Here is a 17,305-nt window from a genome sequence, read left to right on the forward strand (position 1 = left end):
TGAAAAAATGTTCGCTTTTCGGTTGACTTCTTTTTCGGTTTTGGTACAATTATATTGTTTGAATAGATCGTTTGAAAATTGCGGAGGTGCTTTAATAATGTCTTCAGTAGTAGTTGTAGGAACACAATGGGGCGACGAAGGAAAAGGTAAAATCACTGATTTTCTTTCTGAGCATGCGGAAGTAGTTGCAAGATATCAAGGTGGAAATAACGCGGGACATACAATTGTTTTCGGCGGAGTTAAATATAAATTACACTTAATTCCATCTGGTATTTTCTATAAAGAGAAAATTTGTGTAATCGGAAACGGATTAGTAGTAGATCCAAAAGCATTACTTGAAGAGTTAAAATACTTACACGATCGTGGTGTAAGTACTGATAATTTACGTGTAAGTAACCGTGCACATGTTATTTTACCTTACCACTTAAAGCAAGATGAGTTAGAAGAAGCAAGTAAAGGTGATAACAAAATCGGTACAACGAAAAAAGGTATCGGTCCTGCATATATGGATAAAGCTGCTCGTATTGGTATTCGTATGGCTGATCTTTTAGACCGTGAAGCATTTAAAGAGAAGCTTGAGCGCAATTTAGTAGAAAAAAATCGTTTATTTGAAAAAATGTACGATACAGAAGGTTTCACTGTAGAAGAAATTTTCGAAGAGTACTTCGAGTACGGGCAACAAATCGCGCAATATGTATGTGATACGTCTGTTGTATTAAATGATGCATTAGATAATAATCACCGTGTATTATTTGAAGGTGCGCAAGGTGTTATGCTTGATATTGACCACGGTACGTACCCGTTCGTTACATCTTCTAACCCAATTGCTGGTGGTGTAACAGTTGGAACTGGAGTTGGTCCTGCGAAAGTTACTCGCGTTGTAGGTGTATGTAAAGCATATACAAGCCGCGTTGGTGATGGTCCATTCCCTACTGAGCTTCATGATGAAATTGGTCATCAAATTCGTGAAGTTGGTCGCGAGTATGGAACGACAACTGGTCGTCCACGCCGCGTAGGTTGGTTCGATAGCGTTGTTGTAAGACATGCACGTCGTGTTAGTGGTTTAACGGATCTATCATTAAATTCTATCGACGTTTTAACAGGTATTCCAACTCTTAAAATTTGTGTTGCTTACAAATACAATGGTGAAGTTATTGATGAAGTTCCAGCTAACTTAAACATTTTAGCAAAATGTGAGCCTGTATATGAAGAGCTTCCAGGTTGGGAAGAAGATATTACTGGTGTAAAATCATTAGATGAACTTCCTGAAAATGCACGAAAATACGTAGAACGTGTTTCTGAGTTAACAGGAATTCAAATATCTATGTTCTCAGTTGGACCAGATCGTAACCAAACAAATATTGTTCGTAACGTATACGAAGCTTAATTAATAGTGTTTAGAAAAAAACTCATGTCCGCATGAGTTTTTTCTTATTCTTTTATAAAAAAACGAAAAAAGTATTGCAATAAATACAGAATACATGTTATGATACATCTTGTCGTCACGAAAATATGACGTTGGTGAATATGAGCCATTAGCTCAGTTGGTAGAGCATCTGACTTTTAATCAGAGGGTCGAAGGTTCGAGTCCTTCATGGCTCACCATTTTATTTTTCGTGGCCCGTTGGTCAAGTGGTTAAGACACCGCCCTTTCACGGCGGTAACACGGGTTCGAATCCCGTACGGGTCATGTTTTTTTTTGCTTATTTTTGGTCCCGTGGTGTAGTGGTTAACATGCCTGCCTGTCACGCAGGAGATCGCCGGTTCGACCCCGGTCGGGACCGCCACTTTTGTTTATACCACCATTAGTGGTTTTATATATAGTTTTGGCTCGGTAGCTCAGTCGGTAGAGCAGAGGACTGAAAATCCTCGTGTCGGCGGTTCGATTCCGTCCCGAGCCACTCTCAGGATATTAAGTGGGCCCACTTAATATCCTTTTTATTTATGTAATTTTACAAAACTGAGTAGTTATTTTAAAATAGAACGAGGAGCCTCTAGCAGTTGAAGCTAGAGGTTTTTCTATAGATCGTATAGGATGCCGTGTAAAAGTGGATCATACATGAGTCTATGAGAATAGAGGAGAAAATACTTAAACAAAGGATGCGGTCATATAGGACATACTATGTAAACATCAATATGTTTAGGGATTATTGACCATATTTTTATAAGGAGGAAATAGACGATGATGGGAAAGAAAATTTTAGTAGTTGATGATGAAAAGCCGATTGCAGATATTTTGAAGTTTAACTTAGAAAAAGAAGGTTTTGAAATAGTAATGGCACATGATGGTGATGAAGCAATTGAAAAGGCTAATGAAGAGCAACCAGATATGGTTTTATTAGATATTATGCTACCAGGTAAAGACGGCTTAGAGGTTTGCCGTGAAATACGTAAAAGCTCAGAAATGCCGATTATTATGCTTACAGCAAAGGACTCTGAGATTGATAAAGTATTAGGGCTTGAGCTTGGGGCAGATGATTATGTAACGAAGCCATTTAGTACGAGGGAATTACTTGCTCGTGTGAAGGCGAATTTACGCCGCCATCAACAAGGTGGTGCTGCGGAAAAAGAAGAAAATACAGAAATGGTTATTGGACCAATTGTGATTAATCCAAATGCATATAGTGTAACGAAGCGCGAGGAAAATATCGAGCTTACACATCGTGAATTTGAGTTGCTACATTATTTAGCGAAACATTTAGGACAAGTTATGACACGCGAACATTTATTACAAACAGTTTGGGGTTATGACTATTTTGGAGATGTGCGCACAGTAGACGTTACAGTACGTCGTTTGCGTGAAAAAATTGAAGATAATCCAAGCCATCCTACTTTAATTGTAACTAGACGTGGAGTAGGGTATTACTTGCGTGACCCAGAGCAGGAATAGTATATGAAGAAAGTTGGTTTTTTTCAATCTATTCATTTAAAATTTGTGCTTATATATATGCTATTAATATTAATAGCGATGCAAGTTATTGGAGTATATTTCGTAAGGGAATTAGAGAAGAGCTTAGTACAAGGTTTTAGGGATTCTTTAACGCAGCAAACAAACTTATTATCATATAATTTGAAGCAAGAGTTTAAAAAAAGTTATACAAAAGCAGAAACAGAGTCAACAGATGAAACGATTAAAACTTCAATTCGAAAATTTGCCTCTGATCAGAAGAAAGTTATACAAGAGGTAAGTGTATTTGATTCGCACAGAAAGTTACTGGCTATTTCAGATGAATCAAAGCAGAATAAGGTGAATCGAACATCAACTGATATAGCTGTTCAGCGAGTGTTAGTACAAAAAAAGCCAGAAGTGAAAATTGAGAAGGATGGTAGTACAGGTCATCGTGTTCAAGTTATGCTTACTCCGATTCTAGATGATAACGGTAAGGATGCGCTTGGTGTTATTTACATTGTGGCATCTATGGAAGATGTATATAAACAAATGAAGGATATAAATCAAATTTTTGCTACGGGAACAGTAATTGCTTTATTAGTAACGGCCGTACTTGGGATTTTATTGGCTCAAACAATTACAAGACCAATTTCAGATATGCGGAGACAAGCAATCGAAATGGCAAAAGGAAATTATTCCAGAAAAGTAAAAGTGCATAGCCATGATGAAATTGGACAACTGGCATTATCCTTCAATAATTTATCGAAAAAATTACAACAAGCTCGTTCTTCTACAGAAAGTGAAAGGCGTAAATTATCATCTGTTTTATCACATATGACAGATGGAGTAATTGCTACTGATCGAAAAGGGGATATTATTTTACTAAATGACCCTGCGGAAAAGATGTTAAATGTTTCTCGTGAAACAGCGCTCGATCAATCTGTTTTAGAGGTATTAGGAATACAGGAAGAATTTACGCTCGATCATTTATATGAAGAGCCAGATTCTGTTTTATTAGATTTTAGTACGAGAAACGAACCATATATTTTACGTGCTAGTTTCTCTGTTATTCAAAAAGAAACAGGGAAGGCAAACGGCTTAATTGCTGTACTATATGATGTAACAGAGCAGGAACGTATAGAACGGGAACGCCGTGAGTTTGTGGCAAATGTCTCTCATGAATTAAGGACGCCATTAACGACGATGCGCAGTTATTTAGAGGCACTTACAGATGGAGCATGGCAGGATCCAAATATTGCACCACAATTTTTAACGGTTACACAAGAAGAAACAGAAAGAATGATTAGACTTGTAAATGCGTTGTTACAGCTATCTAAACTGGATAGTACAGAGCATCGTTTAATGAAAGAATGGGTCGACTTTACTGATTTCTTTAATAATATTATTGATCGCTTTGAAATGTCTAAAGAGCAAAATGTAAGTTTCAAACGATCTTTCTCTAAGAAATCTAGATTTATTGATATGGATACTGACAAAATTACTCAAGTGCTGTATAACATTATTTCTAACGCATTAAAGTATTCACCAGAAGGTGGAACAGTAACATATCGTTTACGTGATCGCGGTGATTTATTAGAAATTAGTGTAAGTGACCAAGGAATGGGTATTCCAAAAGAAAACGTTGATAAAATCTTTGAACGTTTTTATCGCGTAGATAAAGCTCGTTCAAGACAAATGGGTGGTACGGGACTTGGATTAGCAATTGCAAAAGAAATGATTGAGGCACATGGTGGCTCTATTTGGGCGAAGAGTGAAGAAGGAAAAGGGACAACTATTTATTTCACGTTACCAATGGCAGCAGATGAAGAGGACGATTGGGAATGAGTATGGAAAACTTTAAAACAATAGTTTTAATTAACCTAGTTGTAATTAGCCTATTTCTTACTTTTAATCTATGGACGTATGTGCCAGATTCTACATCCATGCAAAACGCGAAATTTGTACAGGGGAACGAAGGAATGAACCAAACTAAAATTTCCGATGTTGTCCGTCCTACTTCTATCATCGTGCATAAAGATAAAAATCATTATGGGAGCAGAAGAGAGGCAGATATAGAATCAATCTATAAGCCTCTAGAATTAGGGGAACTACATGATTTTAGAGAGATATCAATCACTAAGGGTGATTTCCTTTCATATGTGCATGGTGAAGGGAAAGTTGAACTTGTTTTCCCTACCGATATCCCATTTGATGCAGTTAAATCCATGTTCAACATGAAAGAGAAAAGTACAGATAAGCCTAAACATTTTAATCGTATTCTCCTTGATCCTTCTAGAAGTAAGGATCAAGAAATTAAAATTAACTTTGTTTCTGATGGTGATAACTTTAAAATATACGAGGCAAAATTAAGTGGCTTGTATTTAAAAGATATTGTAAATGCCCAAAATCAATTTATAGTATCAGCAAAACCTTATTTTGATTATCAACTTAATGATATGAAAAAATTATTTTTACCAGATGGAACGACAGAGTTAAGCAATATAACATATATTTCATCTAATTTAGCAGTTGATACGTTTAAGAATGCTCTGTTTAGTGATCCTCGTTATTTAAGTCCGATTACCGAGATGTCGAAAGAAACATTTACAGATGGTATTAGATCCATGGAAATTGAAAACGATCGTCACATGCTAAAGTATAAAAACTCTTCTGTCTTAACTGAGAAAACGATAGATAATTTAATGCTTTTACAAAAAAGCTTTGAATTTGTAAGTGGTCACAGTGGGAGTTTGGATTCATATCGTTTGGACTATATGAATAAAGGAGAGACAGTATTTCGCTTAAATGAAGATGGATATCCAGTATTCAATGCAGATGGATTAGCGGAATTAAGACAAGTATGGGGATCAGAAGAAGTAATGGAATATGAAAGACCGTTGCTGTCTTTAAATACTAAAGGTATAGAACAGAAGGTTACTCTTCCGTCAGGGCATGTTGTAATAGCATCCCTAGAAAATAATCCAGAGATAAAGAAACAAGTAATTAAGGATATTGGCATTGGATACAAGTTATCACTAGATGGGCAAGTGGTTCGACTACAACCAATTTGGTATGTAAAGCTTGTTGAAGATGAAACAGGTAAACAGAAAATCTATGAGTGGAGTGAGGGAGGACTAAATGGATTGGGATCGGATTAAAACCATATTTATTGTGACCTTTTTTGTTTTGGACCTCTTTCTCATTTTCCAATTCATTCAAAAGCAAGATAGTAATCAATTGGAGCTTATTGCAGAAACAAAGATAGATCAAGAATTAAAAGCAAATAAAATTACGATGGGAAATATCCCTAAAGAACCGAAAAAAGAGTCATTTATTAGAGCGGAAAATAAAGCCTTTAAAGAAGAAGATATACAGTCTTTGAAAAATCAAACGGTGCATATACAAAATATGTACAAGATAGAAAGTAAGCTAAAAGAGCCTTTTTTAAATACGAAATCATTATCAAAAGATAAGTATAATGAATTTTTGAAGAACTATGTATTGGATGGACAAAAGTATGAATTTGGAGCGGTGAAAGACTCTAAAATTTATTTCTTCCAAAAATATAAAGATAAGCCTATTTTCTATAATAATCAGGCGATGATTGTTGTGGAATTAAATGAAAAAAATGAACTTGTTTCATATACGCAGACAATGCTAACTGATTTAAAAGAAATGGGCGAAGGTGAAAAAACGAAAGAGCAAGAAATTATTACGGCTCAAACAGCTTTAGAAAATTTGTATTTAAAAAATAAAATTCATGGAAATACGCATGTTAAAGAAGCGCAAATTGGTTATGCCACTCTTACCGCATCTACTTCTAATAACCAAGTACTTGCTCCAACGTGGAATTTAAAAACGGAGCAGAAGCAGGACTTCTTTGTGAATGCAATTGAAGGACAAGTTATGGAATTAGGAGAAAAGGAAAATCGAGTGGTTGATGAACATACTGGAGTGAGAAAGAATGGGGTTGCATTTTAGCGTACTTGCAAGTGGAAGTACAGGAAATATGCTATACGTAGGAACCGATGAAAAAAAATTACTAGTCGACGCAGGTTTAAGTGGTAAAGCAACAGAGGCTTTATTTAAACAAGCAGAACTGAATATAAATGATGTATCAGGTATTCTTGTAACGCATGAGCATAGTGATCATATTAAAGGATTAGGTGTATTGGCACGTAAATATGATTTGCCTGTTTATGCGAATGAGAAAACATGGAATGCAATGGAACATTTAATAGGAAATATCCCAACTGAACAAAAGTTTCTTTTCTCAGTTGGTGATGTGAAAACATTTGGTGATATTGAAGTCGAGTCATTTGGAGTTTCTCATGATGCGGCAGAACCGATGTTTTATGCTTTCCATAACAATAATAGGAAATTAGCGCTTATTACAGATACGGGATACGTAAGTGACCGTATGAAGGGCGTTATTAAGGGAGCTAATGCTTTCGTATTTGAAAGTAATCATGATGTAGAAATGCTTCGTATGGGACGTTATCCATGGAGCATTAAACGACGTATTTTAAGTGACGTTGGGCATGTTTGTAATGAAGATGCTGCATTAGCGATGGCAGATGTAATTACAGATGAGACAAAGCATATTTATTTAGCCCATTTAAGCTTAGATAATAACATGAAAGAACTAGCGCGTATGTCAGTATCACAAGTACTAGAGGAAAAAGGATTTGGAGTGGGTGAATCCTTTGAAATTCACGATACAGATCCAAAAATGCCTACAAAAATTCAATACGTATAATTCTTCATTTTAGTAAACAATAAAGGTGAATATAGTTGTTTTCAGGAAGATAGGTGAACAAATATGTCCTTTATTGATGAAGAAAGTTATCGTATGAAACGTGCAGGAAAAAAGAAGCACAAAGGTATAGTTTTTTCTAGTATAGCGGGAACAATTGTAGGAGCTTCTTTATTTGCGTTTGGAGCGCCTTTATTTTCAAATTCTGCTGATACGCTTCCGCAAGCTGAAGCAAGCGGAAGTAATATGGCTGAAGCTCAAGGGATTAAACAGATTAGCTTTGTAGATGCTGTTGATCGTGCATCTGAAGCTGTTGTGGGTGTTATTAACATTCAACGAGATAACTTTTCAGAGGCAGATTCAGAGGCCGGTACAGGATCAGGAGTAATTTATAAAAAGACAGATGGTCAAGCTTATATTGTAACGAATAATCATGTTGTAGCTGGAGCGAATCGTATTGAAGTAAGTCTAAGTGATGGTAAGAAGGTTCCTGGAAAAGTATTAGGAACCGATGTAGTCACAGATTTAGCTGTATTAGAAATAGATGCAAAGCATGTGAAAAAAATAATTGAAATTGGCGATTCTAATACTGTTCGCAGAGGAGAGCCAGTCATTGCGATTGGAAACCCACTTGGACTGCAATTTTCTGGAACAGTTACACAAGGTATTATTTCAGCTACTGAACGTATTGTCCCTGTAGATTTAGATCAAGATGGACATTATGATTGGCAAGTAGAAGTGTTACAAACAGATGCAGCGATTAATCCGGGGAATAGTGGCGGTGCGCTTGTAAATGCAGCAGGACAATTAATTGGTATTAATTCAATGAAAATTGCTGCAAAAGAAGTAGAAGGAATCGGCCTTGCTATTCCGGTGACTAGAGCTGTTCCGATTATGAATGAACTTGAGAAGTATGGAAAAGTAAGAAGACCTTATATTGGGATTGAACTTAGGTCATTAAATGAAATTCCAAACTATTATTGGTCAAAAACATTACATTTACCAGGTACTGTAACAGAGGGAGTTTGTATTTTGGATGTGAAAAGTCCTTCGCCAGGTGCGGATGCTGGTTTAAGAGAACATGATGTTATTGTGGCGGTAGATGGAAAACCGATTCGCGATATTATTGGATTCCGTACGGCCTTATATGATAAGGAAATTAATGATAAAATGACTCTTACGTTTTATCGTGGTACAAAAAGAGTAACAACAACAGTGAAATTAGGCATTCAAAAGTATTAAAAACAGGAGGGCCTACCTCCTGTTTTCTATTGTAGAAAAGTGAGGTGTAGAAAATGAATTTACCTTGTTGTTTAGAACATGTTGAATTAGCGTTAGATATTATTGTGGATGAGTGTGAAGTCGCACCAGTTATCAACAATGTGGATAACTTAGAAAAAGAGAAAAAAACATGTGAATTTTGTCAAAATGAGGCGACATATGTTGTATCGAACACAGATTCCCACACAATATGTGGGTAGCGTTTGTGGATATGTGGATAAGTTTTGTGGATAACATGTTTGTAAGGTGGAGGATACGTGTGAATATCTCGATTATTTCAATTGGGAAATTAAAAGAAAAATATTTGAAACAAGGTATAGCAGAATACTTAAAACGATTATCTGCATACGCAAAAGTAGAAGTGATTGAATTGCCTGATGAAAAGGCGCCAGAAAATTTAAGTGAAGCAGAAATGTTAATTGTAAAGGAAAAAGAAGGTATACGTATACTGGATAAAATTTCTGATGACACGCATGTGATTGCATTAGCTATAGAAGGAAAGCAAAAGTCATCAGAAGAATTTGCGGTAAGTCTAGATCGCCTTGCTACATACGGAAAGAGTAAAGTCGCATTTGTAATTGGTGGATCACTTGGACTAAGCTCAGAAGTGATGAAGCGTTCAAATGAATCACTTTCTTTTTCAAAGATGACATTACCACACCAATTAATGCGATTAGTGTTGCTTGAGCAAGTGTATAGAGCGTTTCGGATTAATCGTGGGGAACCGTATCATAAGTAATGTATTCTATGTAAAACACTGATATTATCATATTTATTTTATTATGCCTATAATTGGAGGCTATGTGAATGGTAAGTAATCAGATGAGATATTCTAGACTCGCAAATATAACAAAAATAATAAATACGAAATTAGAACTACGTGACGTATTGCAGCGTGTGACAATGGCGATATCAGAGGAAATTGTTAGGTGCGATGCTGTTGGAATTTATTTACCTCAGGAAGATGGAACATTTAGAGGGTTTGCAGGAAAACCAGAGACTATAAATGGCGTAACGCTTGATACTCAAGTAATTGATCCTGAAATAGACTTGCTGGCAAAAGAGGTTATTGAAACGAAAAAACCCATCTATATTCCTGATACCTCAAAGGATCATCGACCAGATCCGAGACCGGTTAATGCATTCAAAATTAAGTCCTTATTAGCTCTGCCTATCTCATTTGGGCAAGAGTTATTTGGTCTAGTTTTTTTGTTTGATTATGGAATTCCGATGAACTTAACAGATTCAGAAATTCAAAGTGTTGAAGCTTATGTAAATATGGCTGCGGTTGCAATTCAAAACGCAAATAATTTAAAACAAAAGGAAAATCTTATTGCTGAGAAGCAGCTGTTACTAAATGTTACACGTGATTTATCAATGTGTTCCTCGATACAGGAGAGTTTTGATAAATGCTTTTTTTACCTAGAACAGATTTTAGAGAGTAAAAATATGACTGCCCATCTTCTAGATCCGCTAAACAAAACAACAATTAAAACAACGAAATTAAGTAAGGGCTGTCATTGGACAGAAGCGGATTGGACAGAGAAAAGCTATGAAGCCAAGATCCAAGAGGTTATTCAAACAAAAAATATAGATAGTAAGGGTCTATTGATGATTCCATTGGTTTCAATGGGAGAAGTATTAGGGGTAATCGTCGTTGGCAAAGAAGGAAAAGCTCACAATTATGATGATTCCCAACTTCAACTAGCAAAATCTATCGTTGATGCTACAGCCCCTACGTTTTCGAATTTGTTATATATGGATCAACTAGAAAGCATAGTGGAAGAGCGAACGAGAGAGCTAGCTGCTGCTAATGAAAAAGTTACAAGTGTGATTGAATGTATTACGGATGGATTTTTTATTTTAAATAATAAATGGGAATTTACGTACGTAAATAAGCACCAATATTTTCCGCAAAGAAAAACAGCAAAAGATGTATTAGGAAAGAATATATGGGATGTTTTCCCGAGTGAAATCGACACAGTTATGTATAAGGAATTTCATCGTGCGATGTCAGAGCGAACTACAGTTCATTTTGAATTTCTTTCTACTGCAGATGAATATTGGCACGAAGTTATTGCATACCCGTATGATGATGGTATTTGTTGTATTTTTAAAAATATAACGGAAAAAAAGAAATATGAACAGGAATTGAAAAGATTATCCAACATAGATTTAATAGGGCAAATGGCAGCAGGTATCAGCCATGAAATTAGAAATCCAATGACAACAGTACTAGGATTTTTACAGTTATTAAAAGAAGATAATGCCTATGAGAAACATAATAAGTACTTTCATTTAATGATTGAAGAACTTAACCGTGCCAATTCTATTATTACTGAATTTCTCTCAATGGGTAATACAAGGAAATCGGATTTGCAGATGTTAGATTTAAATTCAATTATCCACGATATTATTCCTTTAATAAAGATTGATACGTACAATCAAAATAAATATATTCAAGTCGATACAAATGACATTCCAGAATTACTTTTAAATCGTAATGAAATACGGCAATTATTAATGAATCTATATCGTAATGGCTTAGAAGCGATGAATACAGGGAAAGTTCTAACCATTAGCACTTACAAGGAAGGTCAAAATTGTGTGGTGCTTGCAGTGCGGGATCAAGGAAAAGGTATCAGGCCTGAAGTATTAGAGAAACTGGGTACGCCGTTTTACACGACCAAAGATAATGGAACTGGATTGGGGTTAGGTGTATGTTATGCCATTGCTGCCCGCCATAATGCAAAAATAGAAATTCAAACAGGATCGGAAGGCACTACCTTTTTTGTTAAATTTAATTATGAAAATAATAAAAAATAACCTTATTTAGAATAGTTACGATGAACCGTATCATAAATAAATTTATTCTTTGCATATAAAAGGATAAAAAGACCATTGGACAAAAATTACCGATGGTCTTTTAAATATTATTAGATGGTATGTAGATTTCCTAAAATAAGTATGTTTCTATTTCCATAAAAATATGCTGTAATATGAAGAGGAAAAAGTATAAGTAGTTAGAGAAGTGAGGAATTAAAGGTGAAGAAGTTTAAGAAGTTTTACTTGGAGATTACGAGTGTATGTAATCTTGCGTGTAGCTTTTGTCCGCCGACGGAAAGGCAGAAGCAATTCATTTCTGTGGAGGATTTTGCTAAAAGATTAGACCAAATTAAACCTCACACAGACTACATTTATTTGCACGTGAAGGGTGAGCCGTTGCTCCACCCGAAAATAGATCAACTATTAGACTTAAGTCATGAAAAAGGGTTTAAAGTTAATATTACAACGAACGGAACGTTAATTAATAAGAGAAGACATAGGCTGTTAAATAAGCCTGCGTTAAGACAAATGAATTTTTCACTGCATAGTTTTGATGGACATCCAGGTTCGCAAGATAAAGAGGGCTATGTAAGGAGTATACTTTCCTTCATTAGGGAAGCGACAAGTCAATCAGATTTAATTGTATCGTTAAGGTTATGGAATTTAACTCAGGATAATAAAACGAATGCTGAAATCCAGAAAAATAGAGAGTTATTATCTATAATTGAAAATGAATTTGATCTATCTTATCAAATTGAAGAGAAGCTTACACCAGGAAAAGGTATAAAAATTGCAGAACGTGTCTTTATTAATCAAGACTATGAATTCCAGTGGCCAGCATTACATGAAGAAGAGGATGATGGGAAAGGATTCTGTCATGGACTTCGTAATCAAGCGGGTATTTTAGCGAATGGAACAGTTATTCCTTGTTGTTTAGATGGTGAAGGGATTATTAACCTTGGGAATATTAATAATGATTCATTTTCTAACATTATCGAAGGTGAAAGAGCAACAAACATTGTCGATGGATTTTCGAAAAGAGTTGCGGTTGAAGAACTTTGCAGGAAATGTGGATATCGCAAACGGTTTGGGAAGTAAATATGAAATAAGCCCTCATAAAGCGAGGGCTTATTTTTTATACTTGATAAGAATGCTCTAATTTATCAATTAATGAACCAACGTAAGAAACAGCTTTACGGATTGCGTCTGGTTTTGACATATCTACTCCGGCATGTTTCATTGTACCACCAGCGATCAATAGCGGGTTGTCCTTCCTCTTTAATCATTTGAGCTACTGCAGTGGATGCAGTGTGTGCTGCCTTTTTTGTAGTATTTCTAGTAACGATTTACGGAAAGGTTCAAGTTTTGTTTCTTCAGTTAAATATTTTTCAATTGTTCCTTCGCCGAATATGAGGATTTCATTATGAATAAAGGATAGTGCAGTATGTACTTTCGTCCATAAAGCAGAAATTTTGGAAGAGTTCGCTTGAATACTTGGATTTGTACGATCAGTAGATTCTTTTAAATTTGCATATGAGTACAGTTTTGTTAACGTCATTAAAAGTTCTTCTTCTAAAAGTAGGCAATTTAATAAAGTGTGGGAGCTAGTATGTAAATGTCCTTTAAATGAATCAAGTTTCTGTATATCATTTTCCAATGCGTTTAATGCAGTATGCTATTCGGCATCAGAATTATACAAATCGGATAAATCCCATGTTAGTTCAGCAGGTACCTCTGCGCAATTAAGACGATTTTCTATTACATTTTTCAAGTCGTATATCCTCCTTATTAAGACTATCTAAAAATATAATGATAGAAAATTCGGTTAAATTAAAATATTTTTCATTTTTATATACAAAAAAGAAGGACAAGCATGAAAATGCTTGTCCTTCAAGTTAATTTAAGAATTAATATACTTTGTCACCATTGAAAATCGAGTTTTTCACGACAACATAATCTACAGTACGAATAGCATCTAATTTTGTTCCACCAGCGTAAGAGATAGAAGATTGAAGATCTTGTTCCATTTCGATTAACGTATCTTCTAAAGAACCTTTATGCTCAACGAACATTTTCTTACCTTCAACGTTTTTCTTCTCACCCTTTTGGAATTCAGAAGCAGAACCGAAGTATTCTTTATAAAGTTTGCCATCTCTTTCAATTGTTTCCCCTGGAGACTCTTCGTGACCAGCGAATAGAGAACCGATCATGACCATAGTTGCCCCAAATCGTATAGATTTAGCTACGTCGCCGTGTGTACGAATACCACCATCAGCGATAATTGGCTTACTTGCAGCTTTTGCACACCAGCGAAGTGCAGCTAGCTGCCAACCACCAGTTCCGAAGCCTGTTTTAATTTTAGTAATACAAACTTTACCAGGTCCAATACCAACTTTTGTTGCATCGGCACCAGCATTTTCTAATTCTCTTACCGCTTCTGGAGTTCCAACGTTTCCAGCGATAACGAAGCTCTCTGGTAAATGTTTTTTAATATGTTGAATCATGTTGATCACAGCATTAGAATGACCGTGTGCGATATCAATCGTGATATATTCAGGTGTCAGTTGCTCAGCAGCTAATTGTTGTACGAATTCATATTCGTCCTCTTTTACACCAACGCTGATAGAAGCGATTAATCCACGTGATTGCATATCTCTAATGAATGAGATTCGTTTCTCTGGTTGGAAACGATGCATGATATAAAAGTAGTTGTTCTCAGCTAAATAAGTTGCAATTCTTTCATCAATAATCGTTTGCATATTTGCAGGTACGACAGGTAATTTAAATTTATGTTTTCCTAAAGTGACAGTTGTATCACATTCAGAGCGGCTATTTACAATACATTTTGCAGGAATTAATTGAATATCTTCATAGTCGAATACGTTTTCCATCATTTACACCCCTAAAATACGAATATTTTATTTTTATTAATTAAAAATGTTCGTCCATAGGATAATTTACATTATTTTTATTAAGAAGTCAAAGAATTTCTTAACATTTTTTGAAAAAGTAGATTTTATACCTGAAAAACAACGTTAAAAACGAATTTAAAACGTTTTTTTATTTTTATTGTTCGTTTATGAAAAAGGTTGAAAAATTAAGTTAATTACACAAGGTTGTATGTATTCTTTTTATTTTTTTGGAGTGGATGTAGGATACTATGAAAAGGTTAATGCTAACAATGCAAGCAAAAGATGTTATCAAGTAGTTGAACAATATATGAAATGAAAAGGTTTGTTTCTATATAAAAAGATGAATCTGGCATGATTCACCTTTTATGTAAGGTTTCAAGTATAATAAGTAGGGTGATAGTAACGTATACAAAAGATAAAAAAGAAAATAATACAGAATAAAATGAGGTTAATATATGAGTAAAAAAAGTTTTTCTGATTATAAATTAAGTAAGGAAATTGTAAGGGCACTTACTGGGTTAGGGTATGATCATCCAACAGAAGTACAAGGTGAGGTTATTCCAGTTGCATTACAAAAGAAGGATCTTGTTGTGAAGTCCCAGACTGGAAGTGGAAAAACAGCTTCATTTGGTATTCCACTTTGTGAAATGGTGGAGTGGGAAGAGAATAAACCACAAGCATTAGTTTTAACACCAACGAGAGAGCTTGCGGTACAGGTAAAAGAAGATATTACAAATATAGGTCGATTCAAAAGGATTAAGGCTGCGGCAGTTTATGGGAAATCTCCATTTGCACATCAAAAATTAGAATTAAAGCAAAAGACACATATTGTAGTTGGTACTCCTGGTCGTGTGTTGGATCATATTGAGAAGGGTACCCTTTCTTTAGAGTGTTTGAAGTATTTAGTTATTGATGAAGCAGATGAGATGCTAAATATGGGCTTTATCGATCAAGTAGAGGCAATTATTGATGAATTACCTACAAAAAGAATGACGATGTTATTTTCAGCAACACTTCCAGAAGATGTTGAGAAATTGTCTCGTACATATATGAATTCACCAATTCATATTGAAATTAAAGCAGCTGGGATTACGACGGATAAAATTGAACATACTCTTTTTGAGGTGATAGAAGACGAGAAGCTTTCACTACTTAAAGATGTAACAACGATTGAGAATCCTGATAGCTGTATTATTTTCTGTCGTACACAAGAAAATGTAGATCATGTATATAGACAATTAAAACGAGCTAACTATCCTTGTGATAAAATACATGGTGGTATGGTACAAGAAGATCGTTTTGAAGTCATGGATGATTTTAGAAAAGGAAAATTCCGTTATTTAGTAGCCACAGATGTAGCTGCGAGAGGAATTGATATTGATAATATTACACATGTTATTAATTATGATATTCCACTTGAAAAAGAAAGCTATGTACATCGTACTGGAAGAACGGGACGAGCTGGAAATAGTGGAAAAGCTATTACATTTATAACACCATATGAAAATAGATTTTTAGAAGAGATTGAGGAGTATATTGGATTTGAAATTCCAAAGGCAATTGGACCTTCAAAAGAAGAAGTTATGAAAGAGAAAGCTGCATTTGAAGAAAAGATACATGCTAAACCAATTATAAAGAAAGATAAAAATGCAGATATCAACAAAGGCATTATGAAGCTGTACTTTAATGGCGGGAAGAAAAAGAAAATTAGGGCGGTAGATTTCGTCGGTACAATTGCTAAAATTAAAGGTGTTACAGCAGAAGATATAGGTATTATTACGATACAAGATAATGTTTCTTACGTTGAAATATTAAATGGAAAAGGACCACTTATCTTGAAAGTCATGAAGACTACAACGATTAAAGGGAAACAACTAAAAGTTCATGAAGCAATTAAGTAAATAAAAAACTATCCACTTTAATAGGTGGATAGTTTTTTATTTATGATTCTTTTAAATCATTCACTAGTTGCTCCGCTAAACGTCTATACATATTACTCATAGTCACGAAGGATGTTAGTAGTAGAAATTTTTCTAGCTTTGTATCTTCTAAGGAAGAAATCTCATTTACTTCTGTAACACGGTTATTTACGTCTTGTTTAAAGCTTTCGACATTGCTTTCAGTAAGAGCAAGATAATTTTTGTATAACGTATTTAATTCGAATGAATCATCATTTAATAAGGAGTCATTTATAGTTTCTAATGAACTTTTTATGTCGTTAATGGAGAGAGCTCCCTTTAATTGATAAATTAGGCTAATTAAAATCATATGCTCTTTTGAATACTTTTTATTTTTGATAGGGATGAATAGTTTCCCTTTTGCGTAATTATTAATCATCGTTTTTGTTAATACTTTTTCATCATCAGTTCTCGTTGTATCTGCATAAGTATTCTCAAATAGTTGGACAACTTGGTCTACATATAAGTCAACATTTGGAATATCCTCAAGTTTAATGTTTTTTTCTAAATGTAATGTCTTAAGTAATTCATTTATATTTTCCACGTAGAATCCCTCACTTTTATAACTTAGTGGAACTTAATGTTTAATATATCTTTAAATATGGTATTACGAAACAAATGAATTGTAAATGTTGACCTTAAAAAGAAATGTGTATATAATTACATGTAGTTATCAAAACTA

General features: G+C 34.7%; 15 protein-coding genes, 4 tRNA genes and 1 pseudogene. 16 read left to right on the forward strand and 4 right to left on the reverse strand.

Annotated features, from left to right (window positions below; genetic code table 11):
- The first annotated feature begins 97 nt into the window (after positions 1–97).
- The 15 genes from QCI79_RS13555 to QCI79_RS13625 all read left to right on the forward strand — a co-directional run bounded on the left by QCI79_RS13555 (position 98) and on the right by QCI79_RS13625 (position 12,851).
- The gene (locus QCI79_RS13555; RefSeq protein WP_000100238.1) at positions 98–1,387 is read left to right on the forward strand and encodes an adenylosuccinate synthase; all 1,290 of its coding nucleotides are present in this window, start codon (positions 98–100) and stop codon (positions 1,385–1,387) included.
- Between the two features lie 142 nt (positions 1,388–1,529).
- Positions 1,530–1,605, forward strand: a tRNA-Lys gene (locus QCI79_RS13560).
- Between the two features lie 13 nt (positions 1,606–1,618).
- Positions 1,619–1,690: transfer RNA gene (locus QCI79_RS13565), tRNA-Glu, on the forward strand.
- Between the two features lie 21 nt (positions 1,691–1,711).
- Positions 1,712–1,787: transfer RNA gene (locus QCI79_RS13570), tRNA-Asp, on the forward strand.
- A gap of 41 nt (positions 1,788–1,828) precedes the next feature.
- Positions 1,829–1,901 (forward strand) — tRNA-Phe (locus QCI79_RS13575).
- Positions 1,902–2,182: 281 nt separating this feature from the next.
- On the forward strand, positions 2,183–2,890 hold the full coding sequence (walR, locus tag QCI79_RS13580; protein WP_000971865.1) for a cell wall metabolism DNA-binding response regulator WalR: 708 nt from the start codon (positions 2,183–2,185) through the stop codon (positions 2,888–2,890).
- Between the two features lie 3 nt (positions 2,891–2,893).
- A complete protein-coding gene (gene walK / locus QCI79_RS13585; protein WP_000755367.1) occupies positions 2,894–4,735 on the forward strand; it encodes a cell wall metabolism sensor histidine kinase WalK in 1,842 nt (613 codons plus the stop codon).
- Entirely contained in the window at positions 4,732–6,048 is a 1,317-nt protein-coding gene (locus QCI79_RS13590; RefSeq protein ID WP_000061556.1) for a YycH family regulatory protein, read from the forward strand. The genes walK and QCI79_RS13590 overlap by 4 nt, the downstream gene beginning before the upstream one ends.
- Complete coding sequence (locus QCI79_RS13595) at positions 6,029–6,871, forward strand: two-component system regulatory protein YycI (protein WP_000383742.1); 843 nt, start codon at positions 6,029–6,031, stop codon at positions 6,869–6,871. Before QCI79_RS13590 ends, QCI79_RS13595 begins: the two co-directional genes overlap by 20 nt.
- Positions 6,855–7,649 (forward strand): MBL fold metallo-hydrolase, encoded by a 795-nt coding sequence (locus QCI79_RS13600; protein ID WP_000522840.1) that lies wholly within the window; start codon positions 6,855–6,857, stop codon positions 7,647–7,649. The genes QCI79_RS13595 and QCI79_RS13600 overlap by 17 nt, the downstream gene beginning before the upstream one ends.
- A 63-nt stretch (positions 7,650–7,712) precedes the next feature.
- Positions 7,713–8,888, forward strand: a complete 1,176-nt coding sequence (locus QCI79_RS13605) for a S1C family serine protease (protein ID WP_000008040.1) — start codon at positions 7,713–7,715, stop codon at positions 8,886–8,888.
- 53 nt (positions 8,889–8,941) lie between these two features.
- On the forward strand, positions 8,942–9,127 hold the full coding sequence (locus QCI79_RS13610; RefSeq protein WP_001052824.1) for a CxxH/CxxC protein: 186 nt from the start codon (positions 8,942–8,944) through the stop codon (positions 9,125–9,127).
- A gap of 59 nt (positions 9,128–9,186) precedes the next feature.
- Positions 9,187–9,666, forward strand: coding sequence for a 23S rRNA (pseudouridine(1915)-N(3))-methyltransferase RlmH (gene rlmH / locus QCI79_RS13615; RefSeq protein ID WP_001027003.1), 480 nt, complete (start codon positions 9,187–9,189; stop codon positions 9,664–9,666).
- 68 nt (positions 9,667–9,734) lie between these two features.
- Positions 9,735–11,753: a GAF domain-containing sensor histidine kinase gene (locus tag QCI79_RS13620; RefSeq protein WP_021728786.1), complete on the forward strand. Its 2,019-nt coding sequence runs from the start codon at positions 9,735–9,737 to the stop codon at positions 11,751–11,753.
- 219 nt (positions 11,754–11,972) lie between these two features.
- Positions 11,973–12,851, forward strand: coding sequence for a radical SAM/SPASM domain-containing protein (locus QCI79_RS13625; RefSeq protein WP_000713633.1), 879 nt, complete (start codon positions 11,973–11,975; stop codon positions 12,849–12,851).
- Between the two features lie 37 nt (positions 12,852–12,888).
- On the opposite strand, the gene QCI79_RS13630 is transcribed toward QCI79_RS13625, so the two are convergent.
- The 3 genes and pseudogenes from QCI79_RS13630 to guaC all read right to left on the reverse strand — a co-directional run bounded on the left by QCI79_RS13630 (position 12,889) and on the right by guaC (position 14,644).
- Positions 12,889–12,993, reverse strand: coding sequence for an oligoendopeptidase F (locus QCI79_RS13630; protein WP_009327392.1), 105 nt, complete (start codon positions 12,991–12,993; stop codon positions 12,889–12,891).
- Between the two features lie 60 nt (positions 12,994–13,053).
- Positions 13,054–13,524: pseudogene (locus QCI79_RS13635) on the reverse strand (oligoendopeptidase F); the annotation flags it as partial.
- Positions 13,525–13,660: 136 nt separating this feature from the next.
- On the reverse strand, positions 13,661–14,644 hold the full coding sequence (gene guaC, locus QCI79_RS13640) for a GMP reductase (RefSeq protein ID WP_000432447.1): 984 nt from the start codon (positions 14,642–14,644) through the stop codon (positions 13,661–13,663).
- Positions 14,645–15,120: 476 nt separating this feature from the next.
- Here guaC and QCI79_RS13645 point away from each other — a divergent pair, with 476 nt between their 5' ends.
- Positions 15,121–16,566: a DEAD/DEAH box helicase gene (locus QCI79_RS13645; protein ID WP_021728784.1), complete on the forward strand. Its 1,446-nt coding sequence runs from the start codon at positions 15,121–15,123 to the stop codon at positions 16,564–16,566.
- Between the two features lie 40 nt (positions 16,567–16,606).
- On the opposite strand, the gene QCI79_RS13650 is transcribed toward QCI79_RS13645, so the two are convergent.
- On the reverse strand, positions 16,607–17,167 hold the full coding sequence (locus tag QCI79_RS13650) for a DUF1836 domain-containing protein (protein ID WP_021728783.1): 561 nt from the start codon (positions 17,165–17,167) through the stop codon (positions 16,607–16,609).
- Between the last annotated feature and the right edge of the window lie 138 nt (positions 17,168–17,305).

The sequence above is a fragment of the Bacillus cereus group sp. MG1 genome, from assembly GCF_040460035.1.
In the GTDB taxonomy this organism is placed as follows: Bacteria; Bacillota; Bacilli; order Bacillales; family Bacillaceae_G; genus Bacillus_A; species Bacillus_A cereus.